Source organism: Enterobacter sp. PP-008-ECC_S150 (assembly GCF_045257065.1).
Lineage (GTDB): Bacteria > Pseudomonadota > Gammaproteobacteria > Enterobacterales > Enterobacteriaceae > Enterobacter > Enterobacter chengduensis.
Window position 1 is genome coordinate 107,564 of record NZ_JBJHHG010000009.1, and the last position, 13,127, is coordinate 120,690.

General features: G+C 57.6%; 13 protein-coding genes and 4 tRNA genes. 13 read left to right on the plus strand and 4 right to left on the minus strand.

Annotated elements, in window-relative coordinates:
- Window positions 1-41: 41 nt before the first annotated feature.
- The 4 genes from srlD to srlA are packed head-to-tail and all read right to left on the minus strand — an operon-like array spanning window position 42 to window position 2,730.
- Window positions 42-821, minus strand: a complete 780-nt coding sequence (srlD, locus tag ACJBF3_RS11945; RefSeq protein ID WP_032643018.1) for a sorbitol-6-phosphate dehydrogenase — start codon at window positions 819-821, stop codon at window positions 42-44.
- 14 nt (window positions 822-835) lie between these two features.
- Window positions 836-1,198, minus strand: a complete 363-nt coding sequence (gene srlB, locus ACJBF3_RS11950; protein WP_045330689.1) for a PTS glucitol/sorbitol transporter subunit IIA — start codon at window positions 1,196-1,198, stop codon at window positions 836-838.
- A 12-nt stretch (window positions 1,199-1,210) separates the two neighbouring features.
- Complete coding sequence (locus ACJBF3_RS11955; protein ID WP_045330691.1) at window positions 1,211-2,170, minus strand: PTS glucitol/sorbitol transporter subunit IIB; 960 nt, start codon at window positions 2,168-2,170, stop codon at window positions 1,211-1,213.
- Complete coding sequence (srlA, locus tag ACJBF3_RS11960) at window positions 2,167-2,730, minus strand: PTS glucitol/sorbitol transporter subunit IIC (protein WP_023333189.1); 564 nt, start codon at window positions 2,728-2,730, stop codon at window positions 2,167-2,169. Before srlA ends, ACJBF3_RS11955 begins: the two co-directional genes overlap by 4 nt.
- 253 nt (window positions 2,731-2,983) lie before the next feature.
- Between srlA and mltB the strand changes: the two genes are divergently transcribed.
- The 13 genes from mltB (at window position 2,984) to ACJBF3_RS12025 (ending at window position 13,126) form a co-directional block, all read left to right on the plus strand.
- A complete protein-coding gene (mltB, locus tag ACJBF3_RS11965; RefSeq protein WP_045330695.1) occupies window positions 2,984-4,084 on the plus strand; it encodes a lytic murein transglycosylase B in 1,101 nt (366 codons plus the stop codon).
- Window positions 4,085-4,397: 313 nt separating this feature from the next.
- The gene (locus ACJBF3_RS11970; RefSeq protein ID WP_045330696.1) at window positions 4,398-5,051 is read left to right on the plus strand and encodes a metal ABC transporter ATP-binding protein; all 654 of its coding nucleotides are present in this window, start codon (window positions 4,398-4,400) and stop codon (window positions 5,049-5,051) included.
- Window positions 5,048-5,908, plus strand: a complete 861-nt coding sequence (locus tag ACJBF3_RS11975) for a metal ABC transporter permease (RefSeq protein WP_045330698.1) — start codon at window positions 5,048-5,050, stop codon at window positions 5,906-5,908. The genes ACJBF3_RS11970 and ACJBF3_RS11975 overlap by 4 nt, the downstream gene beginning before the upstream one ends.
- A 14-nt stretch (window positions 5,909-5,922) precedes the next feature.
- A complete protein-coding gene (locus ACJBF3_RS11980; protein WP_045330700.1) occupies window positions 5,923-6,801 on the plus strand; it encodes a metal ABC transporter substrate-binding protein in 879 nt (292 codons plus the stop codon).
- A 128-nt stretch (window positions 6,802-6,929) separates the two neighbouring features.
- Window positions 6,930-7,427: a nicotinamide-nucleotide amidase gene (gene pncC, locus ACJBF3_RS11985; protein ID WP_032643004.1), complete on the plus strand. Its 498-nt coding sequence runs from the start codon at window positions 6,930-6,932 to the stop codon at window positions 7,425-7,427.
- 89 nt (window positions 7,428-7,516) lie between these two features.
- Window positions 7,517-8,575 (plus strand): recombinase RecA, encoded by a 1,059-nt coding sequence (recA, locus tag ACJBF3_RS11990; protein ID WP_008499546.1) that lies wholly within the window; start codon window positions 7,517-7,519, stop codon window positions 8,573-8,575.
- Between the two features lie 68 nt (window positions 8,576-8,643).
- Complete coding sequence (gene recX, locus ACJBF3_RS11995; RefSeq protein WP_045330702.1) at window positions 8,644-9,144, plus strand: recombination regulator RecX; 501 nt, start codon at window positions 8,644-8,646, stop codon at window positions 9,142-9,144.
- Window positions 9,145-9,274: 130 nt separating this feature from the next.
- Window positions 9,275-11,902 (plus strand): alanine--tRNA ligase, encoded by a 2,628-nt coding sequence (gene alaS, locus ACJBF3_RS12000; RefSeq protein WP_045330704.1) that lies wholly within the window; start codon window positions 9,275-9,277, stop codon window positions 11,900-11,902.
- 241 nt (window positions 11,903-12,143) lie between these two features.
- The gene (gene csrA, locus ACJBF3_RS12005; RefSeq protein ID WP_000906486.1) at window positions 12,144-12,329 is read left to right on the plus strand and encodes a carbon storage regulator CsrA; all 186 of its coding nucleotides are present in this window, start codon (window positions 12,144-12,146) and stop codon (window positions 12,327-12,329) included.
- A gap of 342 nt (window positions 12,330-12,671) precedes the next feature.
- Window positions 12,672-12,764, plus strand: a tRNA-Ser gene (locus ACJBF3_RS12010).
- A gap of 4 nt (window positions 12,765-12,768) precedes the next feature.
- Window positions 12,769-12,845, plus strand: a tRNA-Arg gene (locus ACJBF3_RS12015).
- Window positions 12,846-12,909: 64 nt separating this feature from the next.
- Window positions 12,910-12,986 (plus strand) — tRNA-Arg (locus ACJBF3_RS12020).
- Window positions 12,987-13,049: 63 nt separating this feature from the next.
- A tRNA-Arg gene (locus ACJBF3_RS12025) sits at window positions 13,050-13,126 on the plus strand.
- The last annotated feature ends 1 nt before the right edge of the window (window position 13,127 follow it).

Genomic DNA, 13,127 nt, shown 5'->3' on the forward strand with positions numbered 1-13,127 from the left:
TTTTGTAGCCCCGGTAAGCGCAGCGCCACCGGGGAATGAACTCAGAACATCACCTGCCCGCCGGTGACGTTAATCGACTGCCCGGTGCAGTACGAGGCTTTCGGGCTGGCGTAAAACAGCAGCATGTTCAGCACGTCCTGATAGTCGCACCCGCGCTTCAGCGGCACTTTGTCGATGTAGTACTGTTCCACTTCCTCAGCCTTGATGCCGAGCTTGGTGGCGTACTGCGGCAGCAGGGACTGGAACATCGGCGATTTCAGCAGGTTGCCCAGCATCAGCGAATGCACGGTAATGCCGTATTCGGCGAGATCCAGCGCCAGAGACTGCGTCAGCCCCACGCCGCCAAACTTCGCCGCGCTGTAGCCGGAGTTGTGCTTGCTGCCCACCTTCCCGGATTTGGAGTTGATCTGAATGATGCGCCCCTGAATGCCGTCGCGGATCATCAGACGGGAAAACTCGCGGGCGCAGAGGAAATAGCCCACCAGATTGACCTGCAGCGAGCGGTCAAAATCCCCCAGTTCGAAATCGCTGATAAAGGCCGCTTTCGCAATTCCCGCGCTGTAGACCAGCAGGTCGGTTCGGCCAAAAATCTCGTCCACCCCGCGGGCCAGCGCCATTACGCTCTGCTCGCTGGTGGCGTCGGCACCAAAGCCATACGCCATTCCTTCGCCAAACTCGGTGTTGATGGCGTCCGCCACGCGGGCGGCTTTTTCACTCTGAATGTCCACTACCGCGACGCGGTAACCTTCTGCGGCAAGCCCACGGCAGAGGAACTCGCCTAAGGTTTGTCCCCCACCAATGACTACGGCAACCTGACTCATGTCTATCTCCTTAATTACGCAACAAATTTTAACGTACAGCCTGGGGTAACAGCCTGCGGAACGGGGCCGTCCACGTGAACCGTGCCGGGATATTCCGCCTGCGGCTGGCCGTCGAAACGCAGGGTGATGTGGCCCAGCTCGCGCAGGTTTTGCTCGGCCACGTCGCCGACGGCGGTGACGGCATAGCGCGTCTCGCCCAGCTCCAGCTGGCTCCCGACCTTCAGCTCGCCCTTAAGCTCGCCGTGGCAGTGGATAAAGCAAAACTCTTCGATATCCGCAGGGGCCCCTTCGCGGAAGGTGATCAGCATCTGGTCGCTCAGCGCATCCGCCGCGCTCTGCCCGATGCGGGTAATGGTGGTCTGGTAAATCACGGTCATCGCAGGAACCTCTTATTGATAAATAAAGCCGGAGACAAACCAGGCAATCAGCACCGTCGGCGCGCCCGTCAGGAAGCGGCTCACCAGCACGGAGGGCACGCCCACGCGCACGGTGTCCTGACGCGCTTCGGCCAGCGACAGCCCAACGGGGATGAAGTCGCACGCCGCCTGGGCGTTAATGGCAAACAGGGCGGGCAGGGCGAGGTGTGGGGGAATGTTCCCGAGCCCAATCTGCACGCCAATCAGCACGCCGATGACCTGAGCGATCACCGCGCCCGGGCCGAGGAACGGCGACAGCAGCGGGAAGGAGCAGATCAGCGCCAGCGTCACCAGCCCGAGCGGGTGGCTGGCGAGCGGGGCGAGGCCGTGGGCAATCCAGTCGCCCAGGCCGGACGCCATGATGATGCCGATCAGCGCCGAGACGAACGCCATAAACGGCAGGATGGTTTTCAATACCGTGTCGATGGTGTCGCGCCCGGACTGGAACAGCACCGCCACGGCGGACCCCATGCCCATCCCGACCTTCGCCAGCAGTCCATCGCTCTGCTCGGTGATTTTCTTGCTGGTGTCGTACTCGCGGGGAGCCGCTTTTTGCGGCGCGGGGCTGCCATTCACCAGAGCGATGTTGTCCTCCTTCACGCCCGAGACATAAATGTCTTCAAGGATGTACTGCGCCAGCGGGCCGGATTTTCCGGTGGAGTGAATATTCACCGTTGGAATGCGACGCTTTGGATAGATGCCGCAGCGCAGCGTGCCGCCGCAGTCGATCACCGCCACGCCGATTTCCGCTTCCGGCGGCTCGCCCTCCTTGAAGCCGTCGACCGCTTCCCAGCCGGTCAGCTCGCGCAGCCTGTCGACGATTGCCGGGCGCGTGCCCGCGGTGATGTAGACGATCTTTTTGCCTTCGGTGGCGTCGAACTCCAGCGGGCCACCCCAGCCGCCCGTGCCTTTCTCAATGCGGATCCGGTTCATGCTGTGGCTCCTGATAGATGGACTTTCTGTTCAAGCTGGATGCCCATTTTTTTCTCGAAAATAGCGGTAGTGAGATCGGTCACCCAGCCGCGGAAGAAGTTGGTGACCAGGCCGACCAGCAGGTAGCTCACCGCCAGCGGGCCGAGCGGCAGGCCAAGCGTGGTCAGGCCGCTGGCGATCCCGAGATAGACAAACAGCTCGCCGGGGTTGATGTGCGGGAACAGGCCGTTCATGGAGTGGCAGCTGTAGGAAGCGGCGGCGTAGTAGCTCGGCTTGTACTTTTCCGGCATGAACCGACCGAGGCTTAAGGTCATCGGGTTACAGAACACAAAGGTGCCGATGAACGGCAACACCAGGTAGCGGGACAGCGGGTTGCCGGCGCAGCGCTGGGCGAAGCGTTCAATGCGCTGCTGGCCGATAAAGTTAATCAGCGCGTTCATGATCACCAGCAGGCTGATCAGCAGGGGCAGGATCCCGGTCACCATGCCGGTGAACACTTCTCCGCCTTTCTGAAACAGCCCGATGAACCACTCGGCGCCGTGGGTGATGGTTTCTATCATTCTTCTCTCCTGTGGGGCTTTTTTGTTTTTGTCTGACTGGGCTAATAATAATCACTTTGAAAGGTTTTAAAGTGTTAGTTAGATCTCACAATGAAAGAAAAATGGATTATTTTGAAAGTTTATTGATGGCATCAATGCTTTTCGGTGGAAAAAAGCACCGATTTGCGTTGGGGAGGTGCGTACCGCTTCCTTGAGGTGTTGCGGATGCTTTACCATACTGGGATTCTTATCGAACCCGTTAAATGGATGTCTCATGTTCAAGCGTCGTTATGCAGCGCTGTTGCCTGCGCTTATTCTGCTGTCTGCCTGTAGTAGCAAACCTAAGACCGAAGCCGTTCAGCAAACGGCGGGCGCGCCTTCCGGAGGATTCCTGCTGGAGCCGCAGCACAACATGATGCAGATGGGCGGCGACTTCGCGAATAACCCGGCGGCCGAGCAGTTCATCGATAAAATGGTGAGCAAACACGGCTTTGACAGGCAGCAGCTGCACGAGATTTTGTCTCAGGCCAAGCGTCTGGACTACGTGCTGCGCCTGATGGACAGGCAGGCGCCAACGGCCCAGGTGCCGAGCGGGCCGAACGGCGCGTGGCTGCGCTACCGCAAACAGTTTATTACCCCGGACAACGTGCAAAACGGCGTGGCGTTCTGGAATCAGTATGAAGATGCGCTCAACCGCGCCTGGCAGGTGTACGGCGTACCGCCGGAAATCATCGTCGGGATTATCGGCGTGGAAACCCGCTGGGGCCGCGTGATGGGGAAAACCCGCATCCTCGACGCGCTGGCGACGCTCTCCTTTAACTACCCGCGCCGCGCGGAGTATTTCTCTTCCGAGCTGGAAACCTTTCTGCTGATGGCGCGCAGCGAGCAGGACGATCCGCTCGATCTGAAAGGGTCGTTTGCCGGCGCGATGGGCTACGGCCAGTTTATGCCGTCCTCCTATAAACAGTATGCGGTCGACTTTAACGGAGATGGCCATATCAACCTGTGGGATCCGGTAGATGCCATCGGCAGCGTGGCGAACTACTTCAAAGCACACGGCTGGGTGCCGGGCGGCCAGGTGGCGGTGCAGGCGAACGGCGAGGCGTTTGGCCTGGAAAACGGCTTTAAAACCAAATACAGCGTCGCGCAGCTGACGGCGGCAGGCTTAACGCCAACGCAGCCGCTGGGCAACGTTGACCAGGTAAGCCTGCTGCGCCTGGACGTGGGAACCGGCTATCAATACTGGTACGGCATGCCGAACTTCTACACCATCACCCGCTATAACCACAGCACCCACTATGCGATGGCCGTGTGGCAGCTGGGGCTGGCGGTATCTCAGGCCCGTACTCCAGCGGCATCACCGTTTAGTCAGTAATCCGCTCTGAGGGGTAGGCCGGGTAAGGCAACGCCGCCACCCGGCATGGCTGCGCGCACGGTGCGGCCTGATGCCCTCACCCTGACCCTCTCCCACGGGAGAGGGAAGTTTTGCAGAAACATTTCGCCACACTCCCTTTTCAAACCCGCCATTTACATCTTCACTACCTTACATTATTGTTATGTTATAACATTTATTTCGGTATCAATATGTCAACGACCCTTTTCTCCCTGTCTGCCGCGATCCGCGTTTTGCTGGCGCTGGTGCTTGTTGCCTTTATCGCGCTGGCCGTGCGCTGGGCGGTGGCGCTGCCATGATCGTGATGAATGAACTGGTCGCAGGCTATGAACGCCAGCCCGTGACGCGGCCCCTCTCGGGCACCATTGAACGCGGAAGCATGACCGCCATCATCGGCGCTAACGGCTGCGGGAAATCCACGCTGCTGAAAACGCTCGCCGGGTTTCTTCCTCCCGTGAGCGGCGGCTTCCGCTGGCAGGGGAAGCGCCCGGTCATCGGCTGGCTGGCACAGCGTCACGCGCTGGAGGTGCAGTTTCCCCTGACCGTACAGGACGTCGTCAGCATGGGCTGCTGGCCGGGCATATCGCTGCTTTCCGGGTTTCGCCGCGAAGCGCGGTTGCGCATTGCCAGCGCGCTGGAGCGCGTTGGGCTGGAGTCCATGGCGCTATCCACCATTGATGAACTCTCCGGCGGCCAGTTTCAGCGCATGCTGTTTGCCCGCGTCCTGGTGCAGCAGGCGCCGCTGGTGATGCTCGATGAGCCCTTTACCGGGGTCGATGAAGTCACCTGCAACGTGCTGATGGATGTGATGCTGGAGATGTATATGCAGGGGCAGACGCTGCTGGCGGTACTGCACGATAGCGAGCGCGTGTCGCGCCACTTTCCGCAGACCTTACGCCTGGATGCTGACGTACCCCAGTGGAAAACCGAACGGGTGAGGGTGGCATGATCTGGCATCTGTTCTTCCAGCCGTTTATTGAGTACGGCTTTATGCGTCGGGCGCTGGTGGTTTGCCTGGCGCTCTCCGTCAGCACCACCGCGCTCGGCGTGTTTCTTCAGCTGCGTCGGATGAGCCTGATGGGCGACGCGCTTTCTCACGCCATTTTACCGGGCGTCGCCGTGGGGTATTTGCTTAGCGGCATGTCGCTGCTGGCAATGAGCGTTGGTGGTTTTATCGCGGGCATTACCGTGGCGATGCTGGCCGGTCTGGTCAGTCGCCGCACGCCGCTTAAGGAAGATGCCAGCTTTGCCGGGTTTTATCTTGGCTCGCTGGCGCTGGGAGTCACGCTGGTGTCGCTGCGCGGGTCGAATGTCGACCTGCTGCACCTGCTGTTTGGCTCCATCCTCGCCGTGGACAACGACGCCGCGCTGTTTGTCACGGGCGTGTGTATGTTCACCCTAATCATGCTGGCGCTGTTCTATCGCGGTCTGGTCACCGAAGCGTTTGATACCGCCTGGCTACAGGTGAACGCCCGCTGGCTGCCTGGCGTGCTGCACGGACTGTTTCTGGCGCTGCTGGTGCTTAACCTGGTGGCCGGTTTTCAGGTGCTCGGCACACTGATGGCCGTCGGGCTGATGATGCTTCCGGCCGTGGCGGCACGCTGCTGGGTGCGCACGCTACCGGCGTTACTCCTGATGGCGGGCATCAGCGGGATTGTCTGCGCATGGCTGGGGCTGAGCCTCTCCTGGGCGATGAGTCTCCCGGCCGGGCCATCCATCGTGCTGACCGCCAGCGCGCTGTTCTTTATTTCCATTTTATTGGGTACGCGAAGCAGGCTCGCTGGCAGTCTGCGGGCGTATTTTTAACGCAAGGGGAAACGATGAAACGTACAGGGTTAGCAGTGGCGCTCGCGCTGGGGATGATGTCGCACGGCGTAATGGCGAAAACGCTGAATGTGGTCACCAGCTTTTCGATACTGGGGGACATCACGCAGGAGGTCGGCGGTGATCATGTGAAGGTGACGACGCTGGTCGGGCCGGACGGCGATCCGCACACCTTCGAGCCGTCGCCGAAAGACAGCGCGGCGCTGAGCAAGGCTGACGTGGTGGTGGTCAACGGCCTGGGGCTGGAGGGCTGGCTTGACCGTCTGGTGAAAGCTTCCGGGTTCAAAGGACAGCTGGTCGTCGCCTCAGCCGGGGTGAAAACCCATACGCTTGAGGAAGATGGCAAGACCGTGACCGACCCGCACGCGTGGAACAGCGCGGCAAACGGGGCGCTGTATGCGAAAAATATTCTGAACGGGCTGGTGAAAGCGGACCCGGAGGACAAAGCGGCGCTGGAGGCGTCAGGTAAGCCGTATATCGCGCAGCTGACGCAGCTGGACGGCTGGGCCAGAACGCGCTTTAGCCAGATCCCGCAGAAAAAGCGTAACGTGCTGACCAGCCATGACGCGTTCGGCTACTTCAGCCGCGCCTATGGCGTGACGTTTATGGCGCCGCAGGGGCTCTCGTCAGAGAGCGAGGCGAGTGCGGCGCAGGTGGCGGAGATTATCAATCAGATTAAAGCCGACGGCGTGAAAACCTGGTTTATGGAAAACCAGCTCGACCCGCGTCTGGTGAAACAAATTGCGTCGGCGACAGGCGCACAGCCCGGGGGCGAACTTTACCCGGAAGCCCTGTCGGCAAAGGGCGGGGTGGCCGACACCTACGTTAAGGCGTTCCGTCACAATGTGAATACGCTTGCCGACAGCATGAAATAACCTTCCGCAGCCGGTGCACCCGTACCGGCTTTTTTCTGAAGCCCCCTCGTAAAACCTGAAGCGCATCCCCACATCTGACGAGAAAGTGCTATCTTGTGCAGCACGTTTTTCTGATGCCTGGAGCGAGAATGACTGACCATGAATTGATGCAGCTTAGCGAGATCGTTGGCCTTGCCCTTAAGCAGCGTGGCGCGACAATCACCACCGCGGAGTCCTGCACCGGCGGCTGGGTGGCGAAGGCGATTACCGATATTGCCGGCAGCTCCGCCTGGTTTGAGCGCGGCTTTGTGACCTACAGTAACGAAGCTAAAGCGCAGATGATTGGCGTACGCGAATCCACGCTGGAACAGCACGGCGCGGTCAGCGAGCCGGTCGTTATCGAGATGGCGATTGGTGCGCTCAAAGAGGCGCGTGCAGATTACGCGATTTCCATTAGCGGCATTGCGGGCCCGGACGGCGGCAGCGACGTGAAGCCGGTCGGCACCGTCTGGTTTGGCTTTGCCACCTCAAAAGGTGAAGGCATTACCCGGCGGGAATGCTTTAGCGGCGATCGTGAAAGCGTGCGTCGTCAGGCAACGGAATATGCGTTAAAAACGCTCTGGCAACAATTTCTACAAAATACTTGATACTGTATGACTATACAGTATAATTGCACCAACAGAACAGAAATCCACGGTGAAGCACAGTCGCTTCTCCCGGCATGACAGGAGTAATAATGGCTATCGACGAAAACAAACAGAAAGCGTTGGCGGCAGCACTGGGCCAGATCGAAAAGCAATTCGGTAAAGGCTCCATCATGCGCCTGGGTGAAGACCGTACCATGGATGTGGAAACGATCTCCACCGGTTCGCTTTCTCTGGATATCGCGCTGGGCGCGGGCGGTCTGCCAATGGGCCGTATCGTAGAGATCTACGGGCCAGAGTCCTCCGGTAAAACCACCCTGACGCTGCAGGTGATTGCTGCGGCACAGCGCGAAGGTAAAACCTGTGCGTTTATCGATGCCGAGCACGCGCTGGACCCTGTTTATGCGCGTAAACTGGGCGTGGACATCGACAATCTGCTGTGTTCTCAGCCGGACACCGGTGAGCAGGCGCTGGAAATTTGTGACGCGCTGGCGCGCTCGGGTGCCGTTGACGTTATCGTGGTCGACTCCGTTGCCGCACTGACGCCAAAAGCGGAAATCGAAGGCGAAATCGGCGACTCTCACATGGGCCTCGCGGCACGTATGATGAGCCAGGCGATGCGTAAGCTGGCGGGTAACCTGAAGCAGTCCAACACGCTGCTGATCTTCATCAACCAGATCCGTATGAAAATTGGTGTGATGTTCGGTAACCCGGAAACCACGACTGGTGGTAACGCACTGAAATTCTACGCTTCTGTCCGTCTGGATATCCGCCGTATCGGTGCGGTAAAAGAGGGTGAGAACGTGGTGGGTAGCGAGACCCGCGTGAAGGTTGTGAAGAACAAAATCGCCGCGCCGTTCAAACAGGCTGAATTCCAGATCCTCTACGGTGAAGGGATTAACTTCTACGGCGAGCTGGTTGACCTGGGCGTGAAAGAGAAGCTGATTGAAAAAGCGGGCGCCTGGTACAGCTATAACGGCGACAAAATTGGTCAGGGTAAAGCGAATGCCATTTCCTGGCTGAAAGAGAACCCGGCTGCAGCGAAAGAGATCGAGAAGAAGGTGCGTGAGCTTCTGCTGAACAACCAGGACTCCAAACCTGATTTCGTAGTGGATGCTGCGGATGCTGAAGAAACCAACGAAGACTTCTAAGTCTCTCGTTTAAAAATGAAGGGCTGCTGATGCGGCCCTTTTTGCATTTCTGAATCAGCAGGTTTTTTATGAGTGAACCGACAACACGTCGACCCGCGTATGCGCGCTTGCTGGACCGCGCGGTGCGCATCCTGGCCGTTCGCGACCACAGTGAACAGGAGCTGCGGCGAAAACTGTCGGCTCCGGTAATGAGCAAAAACGGGCCGGAAGAGATTGATGCCGCTGCGGAAGATTATGACCGCGTGATTGCCTGGTGCTATGAACATCATTACCTTGATGACGAGCGTTTTGCCGCCCGCTTTCTTGCCAGCCGCAGCCGTAAAGGCTACGGGCCTGCGCGCATTCGCCAGGAGCTGAACCAGAAAGGCGTGGCCAGGGAGTCGATTGAAAAAGCGATGCGTGAATGCGACGTTGACTGGTGCGAACGGGCGAAAGAGCAGGCGATTCGTAAGTACGGCGAACCGCTGCCGCGCGATTTTTCAGATAAAGTCAAAATCCAGCGCTTTTTGCTCTACCGCGGCTTCCTGATGGAAGATATTCAGGATATCTGGCGCAATTTTGCCGATTGAACGCATGCGGGATTTTACTTCCCTCCAAAGAAAACTTATCTTATTCCCACTTTTTCAGTAGCTGGTCTGTCCAACGGTTTACCGAGACAGGCTGGCTGCGACATTTCGTTAGCTTGATTTCAGGATAATTATGAGCAAGAGCACCGCTGAGATCCGTCAGGCGTTTCTCGATTTTTTCCATAGTAAGGGACACCAGGTTGTTGCCAGCAGCTCCCTGGTACCGAACAACGACCCGACTCTGCTGTTTACCAACGCCGGGATGAACCAGTTCAAGGATGTGTTCCTTGGTCTCGACAAGCGTAATTATTCCCGCGCCACAACCTCACAGCGTTGCGTGCGTGCGGGCGGTAAACACAACGATCTGGAAAACGTCGGTTACACCGCGCGTCACCACACGTTCTTCGAAATGCTGGGTAACTTCAGCTTCGGCGACTACTTCAAACACGATGCCATTCAATATGCGTGGGAACTGCTGACCGGTGAAAACTGGTTCAACCTGCCGAAAGAGCGTCTGTGGGTTACCGTCTATGAAACCGATGACGAAGCCTACGAAATCTGGGAAAAAGAAGTCGGGATCCCGCGCGAGCGCATTATTCGCATCGGTGATAACAAAGGCGCGCCATACGCGTCTGACAACTTCTGGCAGATGGGCGATACCGGTCCTTGCGGTCCGTGCACCGAGATCTTCTACGATCACGGCGACCACATCTGGGGCGGTCCTCCAGGCAGCCCGGAAGAAGACGGCGATCGCTACATTGAGATCTGGAACATCGTCTTCATGCAGTTCAACCGTCAGGCCGACGGTACGATGGAGCCGCTGCCGAAGCCTTCCGTTGATACCGGTATGGGTCTGGAGCGTATTGCCGCGGTACTGCAGCACGTTAACTCTAACTATGAGATTGACCTGTTCAGCACCCTGATCAAAGCCGTTGCCGAAGTGACCGGCGCGACCGATCTGAACAACAAATCGCTGCGCGTTATCGCGGACCACATTCGTTCCTGTGCGTTCCTGATTGCCGACGGCGTTATCCCGTCGAATGAAAACCGTGGCTACGTGCTGCGTCGTATCATTCGCCGTGCCATCCGTCACGGCAACATGCTGGGCGCGAAGGATACCTTCTTCTATAAGCTCGTTGGGCCACTGATTGGCGTGATGGGTGCTGCCGGTGATGAGCTGAAACGCCAGCAGGCGCAGGTAGAGCAGGTTCTGAAAACCGAAGAAGAGCAGTTTGCCCGTACGCTGGAGCGCGGCCTGGCCCTGCTTGACGAGGAGCTGGCAAAACTTAAGGGCGACACGCTGGATGGCGAAACCGCTTTCCGCCTGTACGACACCTACGGCTTCCCGGTTGACCTGACGGCGGACGTTTGCCGCGAGCGCAACATCAAAGTTGACGAGGCGGGCTTCGAAGCCGCGATGGAAGAGCAGCGCCGTCGTGCGCGCGAATCCAGCGGTTTCGGTGCAGACTACAACGCGATGATCCGCGTTGACAGCGCGTCAGAGTTCAAAGGCTATGAGGCGCTGGAGCTGACCGGCAAAGTGACCGCTCTGTTTGTTGACGGTAAAGCCGTGGACAGCATCAGCGCCGGTCAGGATGCGGTTGTCATTCTGGACAAAACGCCGTTCTATGCGGAATCCGGCGGTCAGGTTGGCGATAAAGGCGAACTGAAAGGTAATGGTTTTAGCTTCACCGTCAGCGACACCCAGAAATACGGTCAGGCGATTGGTCACCAGGGCAAACTGGTTTCCGGTTCTCTGAAAGTGGGCGAGGGCGTCCAGGCGAACGTGGATGAAGCTCGCCGCGCGCGCATTCGTCTTAACCACTCTGCAACCCACCTGATGCACGCTGCCCTGCGCGACGTGCTGGGCACCCACGTTGCACAGAAAGGTTCTCTGGTTAACGACAAAGTGCTGCGCTTCGACTTCTCGCATTTTGAAGCGATGAAACCGTCGGAAATCCGTGCGGTGGAAGATCTGGTTAACGCCCAGATCCGACGTAACCTGCCAATCGAGACCCATATCATGGATCTCGAGGACGCGAAGAAAAAAGGTGCGATGGCGCTGTTCGGCGAGAAATATGACGAACGTGTGCGCGTACTGAGCATGGGTGACTTCTCCACCGAGCTGTGCGGCGGTACGCACGCCTCGCGCACCGGTGATATCGGCCTGTTCCGCATCGTTTCCGAATCGGGGACGGCGGCTGGCGTGCGTCGTATTGAAGCGGTAACCGGTGAAGGTGCGATTGCCAGCCTGCATGCGCAGAGCGATCAGCTGCACGACATCGCGCAGCTGCTGAAGGGTGATAGCCAGAACCTGGGCGAGAAAGTGCGCGTTGCGCTGGATCGCACCCGCCAGCTGGAAAAAGAGCTCCAGCAGCTGAAAGAGCAGGCTGCGGCGCAGGAGAGTGCAAACCTCTCCAGCAAGGCTGTAGACATTAAGGGCGTCAAACTGCTGGTCAGCGATCTGGCGGGCGTGGAGCCTAAGATGCTGCGTACTATGGTCGACGATCTCAAGAACCAGCTTGGTTCTACCGTTATCGTGCTGGCGACGGTGGCAGAAGGTAAGGTTTCTCTGATTGCGGGCGTCTCTAAGGATGTGACCGACCGCGTAAAAGCAGGGGAACTGATTGGTATGGTCGCCCAGCAGGTGGGCGGCAAGGGTGGCGGTCGTCCGGACATGGCGCAAGCCGGTGGTACGGATGCGGCGGCACTTCCAGCGGCATTGGCCAGCGTTGAAAGCTGGGTAAGCGCGAAACTGTAATAACTACAAAGCACAAGCAGACGCCATAGCGGTAACGTTATGGCGTCTTGTTCACTGCGCTATCGATAACGATAAAGTCAGGTTGAGTTTGTGTATATCGGCTAAACTTACGTTTAACAGAATGTGATGCCGTGACTGCTTACACATTACGTGTTTGTCATCGCTTACTTTTTGGCGTTATATGATGGATAATGCCGGGATACAAGAGACCCGACTCTTTTAATCTTTCAAGGAGCAAAGAATGCTGATTCTGACTCGTCGAGTTGGTGAGACCCTCATGATTGGGGATGAGGTCACCGTGACAGTTTTAGGGGTAAAGGGTAACCAGGTACGTATTGGTGTTAACGCTCCTAAAGAAGTATCTGTCCACCGTGAAGAGATCTACCAGCGTATCCAGGCTGAAAAATCCCAGCAGTCCAGTTACTGATATTGTCGCGTCTCGCTGTCGGGCGAGACGCAACCCTCCTGTCATTTTTCCTGCTCAACGTTACCGTTTCATTTCAATCGCTCTCTTTTTGACCAGCCCAACATCCTTAACTCGTCCCAATCCCCTCTTTTCTGCATACGTTTTTTGCGAAGAACGCTGCAAAATCCGCTTATAAAACACCCTCTTTGCGGCTTTTACATGCGAATTGCGTGTGATTTGTGCAAACGATAAAAGCTTTTGGAAAATTGTTTGACTTATAAGTCCCAGAAAGTAATATATGCGCCACGCAGCGACGAGAAGCTCTTAACGAGTTACTCGAAGCACTCGAAAGAGGCGTTGTGTGGTGAGGTGGCCGAGAGGCTGAAGGCGCTCCCCTGCTAAGGGAGTATGCGGTCAAAAGCTGCATCCGGGGTTCGAATCCCCGCCTCACCGCCATTTTGCATCCGTAGCTCAGCTGGATAGAGTACTCGGCTACGAACCGAGCGGTCGGAGGTTCGAATCCTCCCGGATGCACCATCTATTACTTCATATTGCTTTCGAAGTGATATGAATATCGAGCAGTACAGTAGTAAATCCCGATGCATCCGTAGCTCAGCTGGATAGAGTACTCGGCTACGAACCGAGCGGTCGGAGGTTCGAATCCTCCCGGATGCACCATTTATTACTTCATATTGCTTTAGAATGATGTGAGTTTCGAGCAGTACAGTAGCAAATCCCGATGCATCCGTAGCTCAGCTGGATAGAGTACTCGGCTACGAACCGAGCGGTCGGAGGTTCGAATCCTCCCGGATGCACCAT